This window comes from Aureibaculum sp. 2308TA14-22 (assembly GCF_040538665.1).
Classification (GTDB): Bacteria; Bacteroidota; Bacteroidia; order Flavobacteriales; family Flavobacteriaceae; genus Aureibaculum.
The window spans coordinates 2,556,369-2,576,387 of record NZ_JBEWXT010000001.1; the positions used below are offsets into that span (position 1 = coordinate 2,556,369).

General features: G+C 34.7%; 14 protein-coding genes and 1 tRNA gene. 3 read left to right on the top strand and 12 right to left on the bottom strand.

Features of this window, described 5'->3' with window-relative positions; genetic code table 11:
- The first annotated feature begins 31 nt into the window (after window positions 1-31).
- Window positions 32-526, top strand: a complete 495-nt coding sequence (locus U5A88_RS11520; RefSeq protein ID WP_354206574.1) for a metallophosphoesterase family protein — start codon at window positions 32-34, stop codon at window positions 524-526.
- Window positions 527-531: 5 nt separating this feature from the next.
- Here the strand turns inward: U5A88_RS11520 and U5A88_RS11525 are convergent, their stop codons facing one another.
- From U5A88_RS11525 to U5A88_RS11540, 4 genes are all read right to left on the bottom strand, one after another.
- Entirely contained in the window at window positions 532-2,319 is a 1,788-nt protein-coding gene (locus U5A88_RS11525) for a tetratricopeptide repeat-containing sensor histidine kinase (RefSeq protein ID WP_354206576.1), read from the bottom strand.
- 34 nt (window positions 2,320-2,353) lie between these two features.
- Window positions 2,354-3,040, bottom strand: coding sequence for a response regulator transcription factor (locus U5A88_RS11530; RefSeq protein WP_354206578.1), 687 nt, complete (start codon window positions 3,038-3,040; stop codon window positions 2,354-2,356).
- A gap of 133 nt (window positions 3,041-3,173) precedes the next feature.
- Window positions 3,174-3,560 (bottom strand): hypothetical protein, encoded by a 387-nt coding sequence (locus tag U5A88_RS11535; RefSeq protein ID WP_354206580.1) that lies wholly within the window; start codon window positions 3,558-3,560, stop codon window positions 3,174-3,176.
- A 542-nt stretch (window positions 3,561-4,102) separates the two neighbouring features.
- Window positions 4,103-4,537 carry a DUF4293 domain-containing protein gene (locus U5A88_RS11540; RefSeq protein ID WP_354206582.1) on the bottom strand — a complete coding sequence of 145 codons (435 nt, stop codon included), beginning with the start codon at window positions 4,535-4,537 and terminating at the stop codon, window positions 4,103-4,105.
- A gap of 217 nt (window positions 4,538-4,754) precedes the next feature.
- Between U5A88_RS11540 and rho the strand changes: the two genes are divergently transcribed.
- Both rho and U5A88_RS11550 read left to right on the top strand, forming a co-directional pair.
- A complete protein-coding gene (gene rho, locus U5A88_RS11545) occupies window positions 4,755-6,371 on the top strand; it encodes a transcription termination factor Rho (protein WP_354206583.1) in 1,617 nt (538 codons plus the stop codon).
- A gap of 113 nt (window positions 6,372-6,484) precedes the next feature.
- A tRNA-Met gene (locus U5A88_RS11550) sits at window positions 6,485-6,557 on the top strand.
- Window positions 6,558-6,600: 43 nt separating this feature from the next.
- On the opposite strand, the gene U5A88_RS11555 is transcribed toward U5A88_RS11550, so the two are convergent.
- The 8 genes from U5A88_RS11555 to U5A88_RS11590 all read right to left on the bottom strand — a co-directional run bounded on the left by U5A88_RS11555 (window position 6,601) and on the right by U5A88_RS11590 (window position 19,929).
- Window positions 6,601-8,268, bottom strand: a complete 1,668-nt coding sequence (locus tag U5A88_RS11555) for an alpha-amylase family glycosyl hydrolase (RefSeq protein ID WP_354206585.1) — start codon at window positions 8,266-8,268, stop codon at window positions 6,601-6,603.
- Between the two features lie 172 nt (window positions 8,269-8,440).
- Window positions 8,441-10,318 carry an alpha-amylase family glycosyl hydrolase gene (locus U5A88_RS11560; RefSeq protein WP_354206587.1) on the bottom strand — a complete coding sequence of 626 codons (1,878 nt, stop codon included), beginning with the start codon at window positions 10,316-10,318 and terminating at the stop codon, window positions 8,441-8,443.
- A 15-nt stretch (window positions 10,319-10,333) separates the two neighbouring features.
- Window positions 10,334-11,455, bottom strand: a complete 1,122-nt coding sequence (locus tag U5A88_RS11565; RefSeq protein ID WP_354206589.1) for an alpha/beta hydrolase — start codon at window positions 11,453-11,455, stop codon at window positions 10,334-10,336.
- An 88-nt stretch (window positions 11,456-11,543) separates the two neighbouring features.
- Window positions 11,544-13,442 carry a glycoside hydrolase family 13 protein gene (locus U5A88_RS11570; protein ID WP_354206591.1) on the bottom strand — a complete coding sequence of 633 codons (1,899 nt, stop codon included), beginning with the start codon at window positions 13,440-13,442 and terminating at the stop codon, window positions 11,544-11,546.
- A 31-nt stretch (window positions 13,443-13,473) separates the two neighbouring features.
- Window positions 13,474-15,588 (bottom strand): glycoside hydrolase family 97 protein, encoded by a 2,115-nt coding sequence (locus U5A88_RS11575; RefSeq protein ID WP_354206593.1) that lies wholly within the window; start codon window positions 15,586-15,588, stop codon window positions 13,474-13,476.
- Between the two features lie 18 nt (window positions 15,589-15,606).
- The gene (locus tag U5A88_RS11580) at window positions 15,607-17,898 is read right to left on the bottom strand and encodes a glycoside hydrolase family 65 protein (protein WP_354206595.1); all 2,292 of its coding nucleotides are present in this window, start codon (window positions 17,896-17,898) and stop codon (window positions 15,607-15,609) included.
- 6 nt (window positions 17,899-17,904) lie between these two features.
- Complete coding sequence (gene pgmB / locus U5A88_RS11585; protein WP_354206597.1) at window positions 17,905-18,564, bottom strand: beta-phosphoglucomutase; 660 nt, start codon at window positions 18,562-18,564, stop codon at window positions 17,905-17,907.
- Window positions 18,565-19,929, bottom strand: coding sequence for an MFS transporter (locus U5A88_RS11590; protein WP_354206599.1), 1,365 nt, complete (start codon window positions 19,927-19,929; stop codon window positions 18,565-18,567). It abuts the gene before it with no gap.
- Window positions 19,930-20,019: the final 90 nt, after the last annotated feature.

Sequence of the window (20,019 nt, forward strand, 5' to 3'; positions counted from 1 at the left end):
TCCAAACTTACCTCATTCAGAATCATCTAAAATGAAAAAAATACTTTTACTTTCTGATACGCATAGTTATATAGATAATCAAATTTTAAAGTTTGTAAAACAAGCAGATGAAATTTGGCATGCAGGAGATATTGGTGATGTAAAAGTGAGTGATACCCTAAAAAACATAAAACCGCTTAGAGCCGTTTATGGCAATATAGATAATGCAGAAATCAGGAAAGAGTTCCCTTTGAATAATCGGTTTACCATTGAAAATGTTGATGTTTGGATTACACACATAGGTGGTTACCCTAATCGATACAACGCCAGAATTAAAGAAGAAATCAAAGATAATCCGCCAAGGATTTTTATATCTGGACATTCTCATATTTTAAAGGTAATGAACGATAAAAAGCTGAACCTTTTACATTTTAACCCTGGAGCAGCTGGCAAGCAAGGGTTTCATAAAATCAGAACTATGTTACGTTTTGAAATAGACGGATCAAAAATTGAAAATCTGGAAGTTATAGAGTTGGGCAAAAGATGATGAAATTAATTTTGTTCGTTACCACTTACTTTAGGCTGAATAGGTACCAAGATAAAAATACTAGTGCCTTTGCCTCCTGAAGAAACTATGTTAAAAATACCGTTCATCACTTTAACTCTGGCATTTATATGACTTAAACCTAATCCGTTTTTGTTTTTTATAGTCTTCACATCAAACCCTACACCATCATCACTTAACCTAATACTGAGCATATTGTCTTCTCTATGCACTAACATAATTGTAGCATTTGAAGCCTTGCTATGTTTTAAAATATTATTGATTAATTCTTCAATAATATTATAAATTTTAATCTCAAAATCTTGATCGTATCTTTTTACACTTTTATCATCACTTCGTAAAGTAATTTCAGAATTGGAATATTTTTGGCAAATATCGTGCACGGCAAAAGCTAAACCGAATTTTAACAATACAGAGGAAATCAACTCGTGCGATAAATCCCTAATTTTAACCGATGCCTCATTTACAATACCTTGTGCTTTAGCTATTTCTTGAGGGGCATCAGCTTTTAACTGCGACTTTGTAGCTTGTAAATGCAAATTGGCCGATGATAATAAAGCACTAACACTATTGTGCAGAATTTCGGCAATCGTTTTTCTTTCTTTTTCTTTTGCGTCTATTGTTGCATTTATTATTCTGGTCTGTGTTTCGTTTTCTAATTGTTCAATTTTACTTTTCTGCTTTAATCTGTAATTTCTATAAAAAATATAGCCCAAAATTATAAAAGCCAGCAGAGCTAATGCAGAACCATAAAATAGAAATTGTGCCCTTAAACGCAGAGATTTTTCTTCTTCTATTTTTTGAGCTTGTATAGCCGCATTATATTTAGCTTCAATTTCAGAAATGTTCTCTGCCACATTTGCCTCATTTATACTGCTAGTTAAATCAGTGGCCTCTTCAAGATAACTGTATGCTTTTTTGAAATCTCCCAACTGTTCATTGGTATAAGCTAAATTATAAAGTGCATACTCACGGACTCTTATTGCACGTTTCGACTTCAGTTCATTTACCGCTTCATATGCCCTATAATAATTTTCTTTGGCTTTTTCAAACTCTTGTTTTTCGTAATAGATTCCGCCCAGATTCATAACCGCTGTAGCCAAGCCCACGGTATCTTTGTGCTTTTCTTTAATTTCAAATGATTTTTTATAATAATTTTCGGCCAATTGCAAATCAGATGTGCTTGCCATGATACCAAGGTTATTATAACTAAACGAAATAAAATTTTCAGTTTTAGATGTTACTGGATAGTCCAACATTTTAGTGAAATTATAAATGGCACTATCGTTTACTTCTTTTTTGTAGTAGTTTTTTCCTAAAGACAAATAAGCATCCAATATGTCTAGAGTATCTTTTAATTCTAAGGAGTTTACCAGAACCTCTTTATAGTAATTTATTGATTTATCATAATTTTTAGCTTCGTTAAATATCTGTCCCAAATACTTTCCGTATCTTATAAACAGTGGTTTTAGCGAAGGATTATTTACCAGTTCCGAATATCCTTTTAGGAGTAAATTTATAGCCTCTTCATGCTGATTAGTCTCATAAAGAAACTTAGCCTTTAATAAATTTAAGCTAAGCCTATTTTTGTCAAATTTAAGATAATTAGAATCGGTTTCTAATTTTTCAATATTGCTTAATACCAGCTCGTACTCTTTATTTTCTATACTGGTTTCAATTATTTTTTCAAGGGAATCTGTTTGGGAATACAACCAAAAACTACTTAACATACAAAAAACGAAAAGCACTATTTTGGATTGAAAGTGTAGCATCATTATTAAGCTTAGGCAGCTTTAAGTAGCCGTAAAGTTATACTATTTCGTTTTTCATAGCGAAAATGGCCAAGCCTACTGTATTTTTTACATTAACTTTTTTTATTAAGTTTTTACGATGTGTTTCCACAGTACTTTCACTGATACCTAAAGTATCCCCAATCTCTCTGGTAGTATATTGTTGGGCAATAAGTTTTAAAATTTGATATTCTCTTCTTGTTAACGAATTAATTAATACACCTTCTGGATTATCTGTATTGTGCATAGGTTTGCCCATTAGTGTTTTCATCATTTTTTCTTTAACCTCATCACTAAAATATTGTTCGCCTTTGTGCACCTCTCTAATGGCTCTGACAATATGTTCACCAGCAGATTTTTTTGGAACAAACCCCATAGCTCCCATTCCTAAAACTTCTTTTATTAGTTTTATATCATCATAACTCGATAGTATAATTATTTTAGGAACATCTTCCATACTTTGAAATTTCTTAAGCACTTCCAACCCATCCAAAATAGGCATATTAATATCTAGCACCAATATATCTGCAGAGTTTTCTTCAAACCATTCAGTGACCTGTTCGCCATTTAAAGAGTAGCCAACAACATCGATATCCCGTTCCAAACCAAGCACAGCCATAACGCCATCAATCAATATTTGATGATCGTCGGCTATATGAACGGTAATCTTGTCGTTTAAAAACTCTTTTAAATCTTCGTTAACCATACTTAAAATAGGAGGTTTACCATTATAGTATTAAACTGAATAACTCACTTTATATTGTGTGCTTTATATTATATAATGCTAAAAAAAAATCCGAAGCAGAAGCTTCGGATTTAAATTACTAAAAATTAATAAATTACTCCATTAAATATTTTGGTTTTTTCTTCCTAGTTTTTTTAGAAGGAGCCTCATCTTCATTTGAAGCTATATCAAAATTACTTTCAAAAAAACTATTAAAGTCAACACTTGATGTGTTAAAAGTAATGGTATGTGTAACCATCTTGTTGGAAAAACCATTTTCAATCAAATTGATGTGTGTTTCATTTTGATTAATGGTAGAGCTAACAACAGTATTGGCACTAACCGCAAAGGTAACTTTATACTTACCGTCTATTGCTTCAATTACAGGGTAAGATTGCAATAACGTACCATCAATGTCTTTTAAAATAATTGTTTTTTTTGTGCTGTCGGTAAAAGACGCTAATACCAAAACAGCACTCAGTGCGAGTACTAATTTTCTCATGTTAGGGGATTTTAGAGTTATTATTTAAATTTTTAATGCCAAACAAATTGGCCCCAGCTAAACAAAATATTTACACCTAATAGTGTTAATGGGTATTTTTAAAACTACCCAGAAACCACTAGTTTTTTCATTTAAAGTGTAAAATATGTCGTTTTACTAGTGTAATATAGCAAAAAAATGTTAATAAATAAGCTAATTATTGTTAATAATTTTTTAATTTTTATTTTAAAAAATTGATTTTCAATGAATTAAATTCATTTTAAAAAAAGTTATTGAATAAAGCCCAAAAATCAAATAATTAGTATATTAGCATCAGAGAAAAGAAAACTCCTATTATAAAATGGTGAGTGGTTTAACCTCTCTCCTTTCTCCCCTTTCTTTTCTCCCCTTATTACAAGGAGTATTTATTATATATAAGTGTTTAGCGACGACGAAATACTCCAATTAATACAGCCATACTTTAAGTGTGGCTGTTTTTTTATACAAAAAAAAGCTTACCGTTTCCGATAAGCTTTTCGCACAATATAACTAAGATGTTAGGTTTATCGCAATCTATCTACAGATTTTACAAGGTCTTCATCCTTTTTAATAGCTCTGTTCGCAATGGCTAGCAAAACAACAACTACAATCGGTAAAAATGCCCCAATACCCTTCTCAGAAACTTGACTTTCTCCAGATAAAGTTAGTAGATGATAAATCAATACGCCTAATAAAATAAAGTTTACTAGAATGTTTAAACGATTTATAACAAACTGATTTTTTCTTTTTTTAAACATAAAAACACTTACAATACTCATTATACCAGACGCTATAAATAGAATGGGTATAATTTTTAAAGTGAATTCATTATTAGCTATCAAATCTAAAGCATAATAAGAACTACCTGCTTTATTTATCCATAAATCAAACACATGTATTAACCCAATAGAGCAAACAGCAGCTAAAAGTAAATACAATGTTTGAATACGTTGAATCATGTTTTTTGTTTAAGATAACTTTGCAAAAATAAGTTAAAGTTTTTAAGAAATAAACCTATATATAAAATTTAATTTGTATAATTGCATCACAAATACCGCGTATTGTAAATTTTCTTCTTTTTACAATATTCACTAATTAAATTATATCATACAATTTATTTAACAACTCTCAGTTATAGGATACTCTCCTTATATTAATTAAATCACATTATTTTCAATGTTTGAAATAGAATCATTAAAAGAAAAAAAATTGCCTGAATTACAGGAAATTGCTGAAAAGATTGGTGTCCCAAAATACAAGCAACTAAAAAAATTAGATTTAGTTTATCAGATTTTAGACGTACAGGCAACTAAACCTGTAGCTTCCGAGGCCAAACAAGAACACAAACCTGCAAGAAAACCTCGTAAACGAATTGGTAAGCCTGTCCAAGTAGCTCCTCGTCAAAATGAAGAGAAAGAAACTGTAATTAAAGAAGCAACTTCTCAAAAAACAGAAAAACCCAACAAATCTGAACCTGAACCAAAACTTGCTCACAAGAAAGAGGAAAAGAAAGATAATGATGTAGAAAACAAAGCCAAGGAAAATAATTCAAAAAACCAAAGAAACCCTCGTAAAGAACATAATCAAAACGGGTCTCATCAAAGAAATTCAAACAAACAGCATAAACAGCCTGGTGGAAATAGAAGACAGGGTAAGTACAGAGATCCAGATTTTGAATTTGATGGAATAATCGAAAGTGAAGGTGTTCTAGAAATTATGCAAGATGGTTATGGTTTTTTAAGATCATCAGATTATAATTACCTATCATCACCTGATGATATATATGTATCGCAATCCCAAATAAAATTATTTGGTTTAAAAACAGGGGATACGGTAAGAGGTATTGTACGTCCGCCAAAGGAAGGAGAAAAATACTTCCCATTAATTAGAGTTTCATTAATTAATGGTTTAAATCCAAGCATTGTTAGAGATCGAGTAGCGTTTGAACACTTAACACCATTGTTTCCAAATGAGAAATTCAATCTTGCAGAAAAAGGAAGCTCAACATCAACAAGAATAATAGACTTATTTTCACCAATAGGAAAAGGACAAAGAGGTATGATTGTATCTCAACCTAAAACAGGTAAAACAATGTTATTGAAGGATATTGCAAATGCAATTGCCGCCAATCATCCCGAAGTTTATCAAATTGTTTTATTGATTGATGAAAGACCCGAAGAGGTAACAGATATGCAACGTAATGTTAAAGGAGAAGTAGTTGCTTCTACTTTTGACGAACCCGCTGAAAAACACGTAAGAGTTGCTAATATTGTATTAGATAAAGCCAAAAGATTGGTAGAATGTGGACATGATGTAGTTGTGCTATTAGATTCTATTACACGTTTAGCAAGAGCATATAATACTGTAGCTCCTGCCTCTGGAAAAATATTATCCGGTGGTATTGATGCTAATGCACTCCACAAACCGAAACGCTTTTTTGGTGCCGCTAGAAAAATTGAAAATGGTGGTTCTTTAACTATAATTGCTACTGCCTTAACGGACACAGGTTCAAAAATGGATGAAGTAATCTTTGAAGAATTTAAAGGCACTGGTAATATGGAGTTACAATTAGATAGAAATATTGCCAACCGAAGAATTTATCCAGCGGTTGATCTGGTAAAATCTAGTACACGTAGAGATGATTTGTTGTTAGATGAAAAAACTGTACAGCGTATGTGGGTTATGCGTAAATATTTAGCAGATATGAATCCAATTGAGGCTATGGAATTTATAAGTGAAAAGATTAAATTTTCTAAAGACAATCAGGAATTTTTAATTTCCATGAACGGATAACAATAAAACAATTAATTCAAGTAATTGAGAGTCAAGCATTTTTTGTTTGGCTCTTTTTTTCTTTCAAATAGTTTTTTAATAAATTAAAAAATATGTATCTTTGCCGTCCATATCGCGGGATAGAGCAGTAGGTAGCTCGTTGGGCTCATAACCCAAAGGTCACAGGTTCGAGTCCTGTTCCCGCTACTAGAAAAAAGCTTTCAAGAAATTGAAAGCTTTTTTGTTTTTTTCAATTTTTATATGGTTCCAAAAGGACAAGTGTAAAATCAGAATCAATAATTACTTTCCCCTTATTTACGTTAAGTTTTTGACCAGAGTATGCCTCACGCAACTCCATACCATCTTCAAAAATAGAAGATACATCAATTTTTTTCTCCCCTTTTTCTAATTCTAATCCAACCACAACTTTTTCAACATAGTTTCCTTTTGAAAAAGTTCGTGAAAAAACATAGGGTTTATCAGAGATCTTAACATGTCTTCCAGCTCCAACAGCTGGGTGTCGATTTCTAAATTTACCCAGCTTTTGCCAATGGGTCAAGATTACTTTGGTATTGGGATTGTTTTGAATGGAATCCCAATTCATAAAAGAACGCAAAGTAGCATCGCCCTGCGTGCCTTCGATGGTTAAATCTCGTGCGGATTCGTCGCCATAATAGGTTTGTGAAGCACCAGGCGTTAATAATAATGTCGTTGCAGTTTGATAGGGTTTACTTCTGTTGGCGTCAAAAGGCTGCCCATCGTCATGCGAGGTTAAATAATTGAGTACACTATACCCTTTTAGGTTTGTAGTTAATAGCGAATCGTACTTTACAAAAATGCTATCGTAACTTTTTTTGGCGTCATATTTTAGTTCAAAATTTATCAGTGCATTGAAGCTATTGTCAAAATAATTGACTTTTTTATCGCCAAAGTCAAATGCTTTTCCATGGCTGATACCGTAATTGTAAACTTCGCCGACCAAATAAAAATTATTGTCGTCCAACACCTTTTCGGGATTGTTTTTCTTCCATTGAGCAAAAGCGAAATCACATTCATCTCTAAATTCTTGCCATACGCTTTCTTCGGTATGCTTGACCGTATCTACACGGTAACCGTCTATTCCATATTCGGTAATATAATCGGTTAGCCATTTAATGATATAAAATCGCGGTGCTCTTGGGTATCCCGTGCGTTTAAAAAACGCATCCAGCTCGGCGACTTCCTGCTCATAACGCCCTTCATTTTTCCATTTTTCGACAAGTTGTGGCGGTAAATCAACTTCTTCATTGCTTTCGGTTCTGATATCTGGTAAATTTTCTACCAAAGTACACGCAATGGTACTTTTATAATCCTGATAGGTACAAGCAGGTTCCGTTCTCACCCATTCCGTTGGCCATACCGGATCTTTTTGGGTTACCGGTCCCGTATGGTTTATCACCGCATCCAACAAAATCCGTATTCCGTTTTTATGAGCGGTTTCCACCAGTTCTTTTACATCTTCTTTAGTTCCAAAATTAGGATCTATAGCCGTCCAATCTTTGGTCCAATAGCCATGAAAACCATAGGTTAAACCTGTACCCTCGTCTGTACCTCCGTGAATTTGTTCTACAATGGGCGTCATCCAAATAGCGTTGATACCTAAATCTGTAAAATAACCCTCTTTTATTTTTTGGGTTATGCCTTTGATATCACCTCCTTTAAAACCTCTTAATTTGGCGGTTTCTTTGGTGCGATCAAAGTTGATGTCGTTGGAAGTGTCGCCATTATTAAAGCGGTCTGTGAGCAGAAAGTAAAGATTGGCGGCTTCCCAGACAAATGGGGTTTCTGGTTTGGTGTTTTCTGCAACTTTTTGTTCTTTTTTGTCCGCACAACTTAGAAGTAAAATAAATATTAGGATTGGGATTAGGTGTTTTTTCATTTGAGTGTGTTTTTAAATTTAATATTTAGGCATAAAAAATTGATTCATTATAACAAGAAAACTTATGAGTACTATTTTGCAAGTATAAAAACCACCCCGCCCTTAAAATTCTGTCTAAAATTTTAACTTACATTTGGGCACCCCTCCTTAAAAAAGGAGGGGAATTTTACTTCTATTTTTCAACCTTTAGGATAACCGATTCCAACGGATCCAGCTCAACCCTTATAAAACCAACACCGTTTTTTACTTCTAAAACAGGTTTGTGTTTATGATAAAGTTGGTCTTCCATATTGTAAGTGCCATCTTTTAATTTCCATTTTTCAATAATATCTTTTGGGATTTGCAAATCAAATCCGTAATGATTGCTGTCGTTAAAATTGGAGACAATAATCAATTTTTCATTAGCACTCCAACGAACAAAAGAATACACTTTGTCATTGTACCATTCCGTATGCTGCCTATTGTGATGATGGACATCTTGATATTCGCCCATCAATGCGGAACTGCTGATGGTGAAATTCAACAATCGTTTATAAAAATCGCGTAATTCCTTTTCCTCTGGAGTGGACTGTCCACCATCGAATTTTTTATCGTTTACCCAACGTTGCAAATGTGGAACACCAACATAATCGAAAATGGAGGTACGCGACGGACTTCCAAATCCTGCATGTTCTGCACCTGGCTCGCCCAGTTCTTGAGCAAAATAAACCAACGTAGGCGAAGAGCTCAACGTTGCGGAAACCACTATGGCAGGTTTTCCTTTATTGGCATTTCCGGCAAATTCGGGACTAGCTATTCTTTGCTCATCATGATTTTCTAAAAAATGAAGCATTTGGTGCTCAATATCCTGCTTCCATATTTGGATTTCAGCAATATGGTCTGTAGAACCATGCCCTTGCATAATGTTCTTTATGGTATCGTAGAGTTGCACCTTATCGTATAGATAGTCCATTTTTCCTTTGCGGATATAATCTCGGTACAAATCCGGATTATAAACCTCAGCCATCAAAAAAGCATTTTCGTTTTTCATCTTAATAGCGGAATTCATATAACTCCAAAACTCAACTGGAACCATTTCTGCCATATCGTAACGGAATCCATCAACGCCCATAGCAATCCAATAGAGAGTGATATCTTTAAATTTCACCCATGAATCGGGCACGGTTTTACCGTTCCAAAAATTGAAATGCTTTTTATAATTTTTGTTTTCAAAACCCTCAGGAAGTTCGTTAAAATCTTTTCTCCCATCTGGGCTTACACCATAATTAATCTTAACAGTTTCGTACCAATCGTTCATATCTGGTTGGGATGCCCTAGCACCATTGCCCGTCCATTTTGCAGGATATTCTTCGAATTTTCCGTCAATTTTCTGGTTTTTCTCACCGCCCAAAGGCAAATACCCATTTCTCCATTCAGGTACTTTGAAGGCCTCGCCGGGAACATAGTAAAAATTGTTGTTAACCGTATATTCAACGGTTTTATTATCTTTTGCACCAAAATTCTCAACTCCTTTTGGGTTTGTTAAACTTTGGTAATTTCTAGCCACATGATTTGGAACAATATCTATGACCACTTTTAATCCTGCTTTATGTGTACGTTCTATCAAAGCTTTGAATTCATCTAATCTTTTGGCAGGATTCTCCGCCAAATCAGGATTCACATTATAATAATCTTTAACCGCATAAGGCGACCCAGCACGCCCTTTGACTACATCCGGATCATCATTGGAAATGTCAAATTCACTATAATCTCTAATGACATCGTGATGCGGAACACCCGTATACCAAATATGAGTTACACCTAAGTCTTTAATTTCTTTAAGAGCTTTATCTGCAAAATCATTAAATTTCCCAACACCATTTTCCTCAATAGTCCCCCAAGGTTTATTGGTTGTGTTCGTGTTACCGAACAATCGTGTAAACACTTGATAAACCACTTTTTTACCTTCCGTCCTTTCTGTTTTCATAGTTTGTTTTTCTTCCGTTTTTTTCTCTTTACCGCACGCCATTAAAAGGGTAACTAAAATAAAGAGTGAGATGTGTTTTTTCATTGCATCCATCAATTTTTATTTAAACAACCATCGAATTGCTTCACCAAATTCGTCCCTCCACATAGTTTCGTTATGCTTTCCACCATCTACAATTTTTTTTATAATATTTTTCTTTTTAAAACCACTTTTTTTCAGCGTTTTTGCAACTTTCTCCATTGCTTCAATAGCACTATCACCTTCTTCACTACCGATTAAAAAATAGGCTTTGATATTTGCTTTTTTACTATGCTTTTTAGTAAAATCAATCACTTTATCAGAAAACCAAAAAGAAGGCGAAAACACACCCACTTTACCGAATGTTTTTGGATATTTCATAGCTCCGTAATAAGAAATCAACCCACCCATGGAACTGCCGATAATGGCGGTATGCTTAGCCTGTGGTTTCGTTCTAAAAGAACTGTCTATTTTTGGTTTTAAGGTTTCAATTATAAATTGGATATAGGCATCTCCTTTTCCGCCACCGTAAATTTTGTTTTTCCAAGGCGAATATTCGTCCATTCTATGTTTAGAACCGTTATCAATGCCCACCACGATTATTTTTAAATGTTGTTCTTCGGCCAACCGATTCATAGTTTCATCAACAGCCCATTCCCCAGCAAAAGCGGTGGCATTATCAAATAGATTTTGCCCGTCTTGCATATAAATTACAGGGTATTTCTCTTTTGAAGATTCATAATCTGGTGGCAGATACACCCAGATTCTCCGTTTTCTTTTGAGTTGTGGAATGTGCATTGCTTTGTAGAACAGCTTTACATTTTCGGAAGCCGTAGAATTGGGGATTTTTCCCTTATTCCAATTATTTATTTCAATTTTTACGGTATCATTTGGCATAGTAAACGTGTATTGGCGATTTTCAATTTGATTAAAATCCGTGTCGGTTTCAACGGAGTCCCAAGACCCTTTTGTGAATTTGAAATTAATCGTTTCTTCTTGTTGCGGCAAGGTAATAAAATAACGATTTTTTTGCTGTTGCAATTTGTAAACCTCTTGACCGCCCGACCAGTTTTCAAAGTCCCCAGAAATAAAAATAGCATCAGTGTTTTTAGGAAATTGCTCCACAACAAAAGTTACTTGAGCGAAACTAAATTGAGAAACCAATAAAATAATAAAAGTTGATATCGGTTTTATTTTTTTCACTTTACTATTTCGTTTTATCAATTTCTGTTTTAAAATATTGAATGATAAACACACCCCTAACCTCTATCAAGAGGGAATCTGTCCCCGTTTACATTTTAGTGGTCAACAAAATCACACCTTTTTCTACAATTACAAAAGGACTGTTCCACGTTATTTGCTCTTCTGAAATCAAATTTTTCATCGGTTTTTGATCCAAGCCCATTTCTTTAAAACGGTTTAAGTCTAATTCCACTTGCTCGTCGTTTTTATTTAAAATCATCACAACAGTTTCATTACCTTCAACTCTAAAAAGCACATAAATTCCATTTTCAGGTGCAAAATGTATGGTTTTGCCCTTGTGAATGGCATTGCTTTCCTTACGATAGTTCAACACTTTTTTCAGGAAACTTTGCATTTCTTTTTGATCATCGCTCAACCCTACGCCGGTAAAACCATTTACAGTATCGCCTTGCCACCCACCAGGAAAATCAGTTCTAATCAATCCGTGGTCACCCGGCTTTTCAACATCACTAAGTAACACTTCAGTTCCGTAATAAATTTGTGGAATTCTTGGCAAAAGCAATATTGTTGCCAATGCCATTTTGGTTTTGGTAAGATCTTCATCTAACTGAGTGTAAATTCTACTCATGTCATGATTATCAGGAAAAATCATAATATCCTTAGGTTTTGTATAATGAAAATCATTGGCCAAGCCTTCATAGATTTTTACCAAACCTTTGTCCCAAGATTCTTCTTCCTTTATGGCTTCAACTATATTATGCTGCATGGGGAAATCCATTGTAGAAGTGAGATTTGACTCGTATCCATCTTTATTGTTCGAACCCGTTTGCCAATAACCAACTAACAAAGGATTTAAACTCCACTCCTCACCTACAATACTAAAATTAGGGTATTCTTTCATTATTGCTCCTGCCCAATCTGCCATAAAATCTTTGTCGGGATATGGATAGGTATCTTGTCGAATTCCTCCTAAACCAAGCGTTTCTATCCACCAAATACTGTTTTGAATGGTGTAAGTTGCCATAAAAGGATTACGTTGATTTAAATCTGGCATTGTAGCCACAAACCAACCTTCATTATTTCCCTTTCTGTCATATTCGGACGCATAAATATCTTGGTTTGTAGTTCTTCTATGATTTGAATGATTGGTATTTTTCCAGTCCCAATTGGCTTTGTTTTCTTCATAATTTTTTTGATCGTTTATCCAGTCATCAAAAGGTAGGTCTTTCATCCACCAATGTTCAATTCCACAATGGTTGGCCACTTGATCCATTATTAATTTCATCCCCTTTCCTCTCATTTTATCAGCCAATTCAACATAAGTTTCAATTGTTCCAAAACGTGGGTCTACTTGGTAATAATCTGTAATAGCATAACCATGATATGAAGATTCAGACATGTCATTGGTTAACAAAGGTGTTGACCAAATAGCGGTAAAACCCATGTCATTTATATAATCCAAATGATTTATGATACCCTTAATATCACCTCCATGTCTAAAATAATCTTGCTCTCTATTTAAAGTTTGATCCCTAAGTCCAGAAACCTTATCATTTATGGAATTTCCATTGGCAAATCTATCAGGGGTAATTAAATAAATAACATCTGAACTGTCAAAGCCAGCAAATTCTTTAGCATCCTTTTTACGCGATTTTAACTCGTAAGCATAGGTTATTTTTTTACCTTTCTTTCGTTTAAAAACAATATCAAATTTGCCTGGCTTGGTCTCTTTATCTATTTTTAGATTTAAAAATAAATAGTTTGGGCTAGTTCCTTTTTCAATGCTTATTAAGTTAACACCATCATAAGAAACACTTGGCACTGCAGAACTTATATTTTTGCCTTTTACCAACAATTGCAAGTTGTTGTTTTCAAAGCCCACCCACCAATTTAGTGGTTCAACACGTTCTATTTGGGCATTTACGGTTATACTCATAAGCAGTAATATTTGACCTATAAAAATAAATTGTTTAACAAGATAACTCATAACTTTAATCTTTTAATTTATGAAATAAAAACTATTTCATTTCCTTAATACTAATCGCATAACCACCGCCTGGCACCGACAATTGTGATAATTTTGACCTATTCGTAATCCTTTTGGTTTTAACGATAAAAGCCTGCGGATTCGTTTTAAAATGGGCATCCTTGGCATCGGCATAAATGGTTGCCATATATTTTTTACCCTTTTTGAGAAAGTTGAATTTTATGGTCGATTTTCTTGGCTCGTTTCCGTTTACATTGCCCACAAACCAATTGTTAGTTCCTTTTTCTTTTCGTGCTACGGTAATGTATTTACCGGGTTCGGCTTCCAAATAAATACTATTGTCCCAATCCAATGCCACATCTTTAATGAACTGAAAAGCGTCCATAAATTGCTCGTAATGCTCGGGCAAATCCGCCGCCATCTGCAAAGGACTGTACATGGTAACATACAATGCCAACTGATTGGCGATAGTGCTATTTACGTGTGATTCATTATTAGGACTGAACTTTTTAATGTCCATTTCAAAAATGCCCGGTGTATAATCCATCGGGCCACCTATAAGTCGTGTAAATGGCAATACAGTTACATGATTGGGCTTTGAGCCTCCAAATGCCTGGTATTCCGTTCCACGAGCGGATTCATTTCCAATTAAATTAGGATAGGTTCTAGCAATTCCCGTTGGTCTTACTGCCTCATGGGCATTAACCATAACCTTATAATCAGCGGCTTTTTCCAGAGCATATTGATAGTGGTTAACAATCCATTGGCTGTAATGATTTTCACCGCGTGGCAGAATATCGCCAACATAACCACTCTTAACCGAATTGTAGCCATTGGCTTTCATAAACTGATAGGCGGTATCAATATGGCGTTCGTAATTACGAACCGAACTTGACGTTTCGTGGTGCATCATCATTTCTACGCCTTTTGATTTTGCGTAAGCGTGAATTTCTTCAACATCAAAATCGGGATAAGGGGTTACAAAATCAAAAACATAATCTTTCGAATTTCCGAACCAATCTTCCCAACCTTGGTTCCAGCCTTCAACCAAAACAGCATCAAAACCATGTTCAGAAGCAAAATCGATATACCGTTTCACTTTTTTGTTATTTGCAGCATGCGTATTGTTGGGTCTTAACTTTGAATAATCGGTAATGCCCAATTGAACGGCGGGCAGTTCATCCGTATAATGCCATGAACTTTTTCCAGTAATCATTTCCCACCAAACACCTATATATTTTATGGGTTTAATCCAAGAAGTATCTTCTATTTTATTGGGTTCGTTAAGGTTGTATGTCATTTTTGATGCCAAAATATCACGGGCATCATCACTTACCATAATGGTTCTCCACGGCGTTTTCGCGGGAGCTTGCATATAGGCTTTATCGTCATTGGCATCAGGTGTAAGCCAGGACTCGAAAATCATATTTTTATCGTCCAAATTCAAGTGCATGGCGGAATAATCGATAAGGGCGGCTTCGTGCAAATTGATGTAGAGTCCATCATCAGATTTCATCATCAATGAAGTTTGAACACCTGTTGGCGAAAACGATTTTTGCGATAGGTTTGTCGTAACAGCATCTTCATAAAATCCCCTGATTTCCGATAATTTTGATTCGGTATAATCATATTCTTGCGTATCATAATCACCGGGTATCCAAAATGCAGTATGATCGCCCGTCATGGCAAACTGTGTTTTTTCTTCTTTAATTACAAAATAGACCAAGTTTTTTTGCATGGGGAATTCGTAACGGAACGCTAACCCTTCATCGAACATCCGAAAACGAACGAATACTATTCGTGCTGTTTCTTTTTGAGTTAAGGTAACCACCAATTCATTATAATGATTTCGGATTTCCTTTTCCTCGCCCCAAACCGGTTTCCAAGTTTCGTCAAAAGTCGATGTTTCGGTGTTTGTTATCTCAAAATCATTTAACAATGATTTTTTATCATTTTTTAGTTCCAAACCTAATGTGCTGGATTTGATAACCGGCTTGTTTTTATAAGCCAGTTGATAAGTTGCTACACCATTTTCAGTTAGCGAAAATTGCATTTGCATCTCTCCATTTGGCGATTTTAACTCTTGTGCCTTAACGGGACTATATACCAAAAGCAGTACCGAAAACATAAAAATAAAAGACTTCATTTTGGATATTTTTAATAATTATTTCTTGGTTACTTTGACCGATTTACTATTCACTAAAATATCAAGGTCGTTGCCACTTAACAATTCAAAATTGGTTTCGTCTTGACTCACATTTACTTTAATGATGTTGTTCCTAAAGTTCACTTTAAACGAATATGATTGCCATTGTTTTGGTATTTTTGTTTCAAAAGATAAGGTGTCATCTTTAATACGCATACCGCCAAAACCTTCTACAATGCTCATCCATGTACCCGCCATAGAAGTGATATGTAAACCTTCTTCAACTTCATGATTATAATCATCCAAATCCAAACGAGAAGTACGCAAATAGAATTCATAGGCCTGATCCATTCTATTTAATTTTGCCGCTTGAATACTGTGTACACAAGGTGACAAGGAACTCTCATGAACGGTAAACGGTTCATAAAAATCAAAATGACGTTCAAATTCTTCTGCGGTAAATTCATCTTCAAAGAAGTAAAATCCTTGCAGAACATCTGCCTGTTTTATATAAGGAGAACGCAAAATTCTATCCCAAGACCATTTTTGGTTTATGGGTCTTTGCGATTTGTCCAAATCGGATACCGTAATCAATTCCTTATCTAAAAAACCATCTTGTTGTAAATAAACATTATGCTCTTCTGAAAAAGGAAAGTACATATTATCCGCTACTTTTTTCCATTGCTTCAATTCTGCATCAGAAATATTAGTTGTATCAAAAATTCTCTTATAATCTGAGACAAAATCTTTCTCTACTATTTTGATATTTTCTAAGGCATAATTGATACACCATTGAGCAGTATAATTGGTGTAAAAATTATTATTTACATTATTTTCATATTCGTTCGGTCCGGTAACTCCAAGGATTACATATTTGTTCTTTGCAGCAGAAAAATTAGCACGCTGGTGCCAAAATCTTGCTATGCCTATTAAAACTTCCAAGCCTTTTTCTGGAATATAGCTGTAATCTCCGGTATAACGGTAATAATTAAAAATAGCAAAAGCGATAGCTCCATTACGGTGAATTTCCTCAAAAGTAATTTCCCATTCGTTATGGCATTCTTCGCCGTTCATGGTTACCATTGGGTATAACGCTGCTCCATTTTCAAAACCTAACTTTTCAGCATTTTCGATGGCTTTCTCTAAGTGGTTATATCTGTATTTTAATAAATTCCGAGCCACTTGCTGATCTTTGGTAGCCATGTAAAAAGGAATACAATACGCTTCGGTATCCCAATAGGTGCTACCACCATATTTTTCGCCTGTAAATCCTTTAGGTCCGATATTTAATCGTGAATCTTTACCTAAATACGTTTGATTTAACTGAAAAATATTAAATCGAATACCCTGTTGTGCCTTCACATCACCATCAATCGTAATATCCGCCATCTCCCAAATAGTTGCCCAAGATTGTTTTTGCTTATCTAGTAATCCTTCAAAACCCATTTTTTTTGCTTGAACCAAAATTTTTTGTGCTGTGTCAACCAACTTATTTTTAGCATGATTCCTGTCTACAGTATAGCCTCCAAATTTATGTATAGTAAAGGTTTCATTTTGCTTTACATCATGTTCATACATATTAGCAATAAACTTTGGCTTTTTTCTTTTAATAGGTTTAATCTCCAACACGGTTTTGTTCAGAAAAAATTGCGATTCCATAAACGTGCAGGTGTGGAATTCGGTTTTCATGGTATGTCCCTCAATAAAGGCCTGATGACCATTTTGTGTAACTTTAACGGTATTCCAAAAAGTATCGTCCCAATTAGAGTCCTCATTAGTAATACCACTATCCAAATAAGGTTCGAACAAAATATTTGCGTCACCGCTTAGCGGTGTTACCGAATAGGAAATTGCACCTACTTCATCTAAGTTCAAACTCAAAAAACGCTTAACGTCCACTTGAATTTCGATACCACTTTTTAATGTTGCTTTGAAGCTACGTGACAACCACCCCTCTTTCATGTTGAGTTCTCTTTTAAAATTCTCAACTTTTTTACATTTGAACAAATCCAATTGTTCACCGTTTATCGCCACGTTGATTCCTATCCAATTTGGGGCATTTAATACTTTTGCGAAATATTCGGGATAACCATTTTTCCACCACCCAACCCGAGTTTTATCGGGATAATATACTCCGGCAATATAACTACCCTGAAAAGTTGGCCCAGAGTATTTCTCTTCAAAATTGGCACGTTGGCCCATGGCACCGTTACCGATGCTGAACAAACTTTCGGAAGACTTTACAGTTTCAGGGTCAAATCCTTCTTCAATAATTGACCATTCATCGGGTTTTATATATTCTTGATTCATTGGTTGCTACTTGTTGTTTATTAATTTTTTTATCAGATCAATTTCTATTTTGGAAGTATCGGAAAACACATAGTCCGCTTCATGCAATGTTTCTTTATCGCCTATACCAATTGAAATCATTCCCGCGGCATTTGCGGCTTGTACCCCGGCAATGGCATCTTCAAAGACGATACAATTTTTAGGCCCTCTATTTAATTTTTCTGCGGCAATTAAAAACACTTCGGGGTCTGGCTTTGCCTTACTGACATCATTTCCATCTACAATAGCAGAAAACCGCTCATATAATCCTACTTTTTTTAATATCAAAGGTGCATTTTTACTAGCAGATCCCAGAGCAAATTTTATGTTTTCTGCCTCTAAAAAGTCTAGTAACTCAACAATGCCTGGCAAAATTTCATCAGCAGTCATTTGATTGACCTCTTCTAGATATTCTTTATTTTTTTCAATTAATAGCTCATCTTTTTTGGTATTACTTAAATTAGTGTTACCAATGCTTAATAATATTTCGAGTGATTTTACACGACTTACCCCTTTTAACTGTTCGTTTTGTTTTTCCGTAAAATCAAAACCCAGCTCATTAGCCAAGTTTTTCCATGCTAAATAATGATACTTAGCGGTGTCAACTATTACACCGTCTAGATCGAATATAATTGCTTTTTTACTCATTTAATTTTGAATCAATTTTTCATCAACATCTTTTACTTTCACAACCAACACAGCGGCAATCAAAAAACTTATACCGCTTGTTACCAATGCTAAAACCGCTTGATCGTTATACAAATGCTTTACCAATGGCCCTCCTATTAGGGCATTTATTATCTGTGGGATAACAATAAAAAAATTAAAAATACCCATATATACGCCCATCTTCTTTGGATTGATCGAACCTGCTAAAATTGCATAAGGCATTGCTAAAATACTAGCCCAAGCTATTCCAATACCTACCATAGACAGGATAAGCCAGTTCTCATTAGGCATAAAATAGATAGAAATCAGGCCTAAACCACCAATAATAAGCGAAACAGAATGTGTTTTTTTTCTGCCAATTTTTTTAGCAATATATGGTAAGGTAAAAGCAAAAATTGCAGACACTAAATTATAGACCCCAAATAAAATCCCTACCCAGTCTCCAGCATCTTGATAGGTTTTACTACTACTGTCAGATACTGGTAATCCGTAAATATGTTGTGCAATAGCAGGTACGGCAAACACCCACATTCCAAAAAGCCCAAACCAAGAAAAGAACTGTACCCAACTTAATTGTTTCATTGTAGCCGGCATTTTTGCGAAATCTTCAAAAATGTCCAATAAACTCGATTTCTTTTCTTCTGCTAACTTTTCTATAATGGCATCTTCGGCCAACACAGCTTCAATTTGTTCTAATTCTTCGGGCGAATATTCTTTGGTTGTAAAAACAGTAATTAAAATAGAGCCTACTAAAATAACCGCACCTATTACAAAGGATAAAATTAAGTTCATCGGTACACTTCCACTATCCGATTGGTTTGAAATATTAAACCAATTGGTCAATACATAAGGTAACCAAGAACCGAGTACCGCACCAAAACCGATCAAAGCTGTTTGGACACTAAACCCAGCCGTTCTTTGATCCGTTCTTAAATTATCTCCGACCAATGCCCTAAAAGGTTCCATAGCAATATTAAAGGAAGCGTCCATTATCATTAAAAATCCTGCACCTACCCAAAGAGCGGGTAAAAATGCGACAAAAATATCTGCTTGAGGCATTAATATCAGTCCAATTGAGGCTAGTATTGCTCCGACCAAAAAGTAAGGTTTTCTTCTGCCAAATTTTCCCCAGGTCTTATCACTATAATGACCAACAATTGGTTGAACTATCAAGCCCATTAACGGAGCTATAATCCAAAACCATGAAAGTTCATGTACATCAGCACCAAAAATTTGGAGTATCCGGCTGGCATTGGCATTCTGTAATGCAAAGCCCATTTGAATCCCGAGAAATCCAAAACTCATGTTCCAGATTTGCCAGAAACTTAGTTTCCTTTTTTCCATAAAAAATATCAATAAAAAGATTATAAACCAATAAAAATTATTAGCTTATTTTTTGTGTGAAGTGTAAAAAGTATATTGTAAAACTTTCGT

Bases quoted from the DNA above. Each gene is read 5' to 3' on its own strand.
- U5A88_RS11525 (WP_354206576.1), bottom strand. From the start codon at position 2,319: ATGATGCTACACTTTCAATCCAAAATAGTGCTTTTCGTTTTTTGTATG.
- U5A88_RS11570 (WP_354206591.1), bottom strand. From the start codon at position 13,442: ATGAGTTATCTTGTTAAACAATTTATTTTTATAGGTCAAATATTACTG.
- U5A88_RS11575 (WP_354206593.1), bottom strand. From the start codon at position 15,588: ATGAAGTCTTTTATTTTTATGTTTTCGGTACTGCTTTTGGTATATAGT.
- U5A88_RS11590 (WP_354206599.1), bottom strand. From the start codon at position 19,929: ATGGAAAAAAGGAAACTAAGTTTCTGGCAAATCTGGAACATGAGTTTT.
- rho (WP_354206583.1), top strand. From the start codon at position 4,755: ATGTTTGAAATAGAATCATTAAAAGAAAAAAAATTGCCTGAATTACAG.
- U5A88_RS11580 (WP_354206595.1), bottom strand. From the start codon at position 17,898: ATGAATCAAGAATATATAAAACCCGATGAATGGTCAATTATTGAAGAA.
- U5A88_RS11540 (WP_354206582.1), bottom strand. From the start codon at position 4,537: ATGATTCAACGTATTCAAACATTGTATTTACTTTTAGCTGCTGTTTGC.
- U5A88_RS11520 (WP_354206574.1), top strand. From the start codon at position 32: ATGAAAAAAATACTTTTACTTTCTGATACGCATAGTTATATAGATAAT.
- pgmB (WP_354206597.1), bottom strand. From the start codon at position 18,564: ATGAGTAAAAAAGCAATTATATTCGATCTAGACGGTGTAATAGTTGAC.
- U5A88_RS11560 (WP_354206587.1), bottom strand. From the start codon at position 10,318: ATGAAAAAACACATCTCACTCTTTATTTTAGTTACCCTTTTAATGGCG.
- U5A88_RS11555 (WP_354206585.1), bottom strand. From the start codon at position 8,268: ATGAAAAAACACCTAATCCCAATCCTAATATTTATTTTACTTCTAAGT.
- U5A88_RS11535 (WP_354206580.1), bottom strand. From the start codon at position 3,560: ATGAGAAAATTAGTACTCGCACTGAGTGCTGTTTTGGTATTAGCGTCT.
- U5A88_RS11530 (WP_354206578.1), bottom strand. From the start codon at position 3,040: ATGGTTAACGAAGATTTAAAAGAGTTTTTAAACGACAAGATTACCGTT.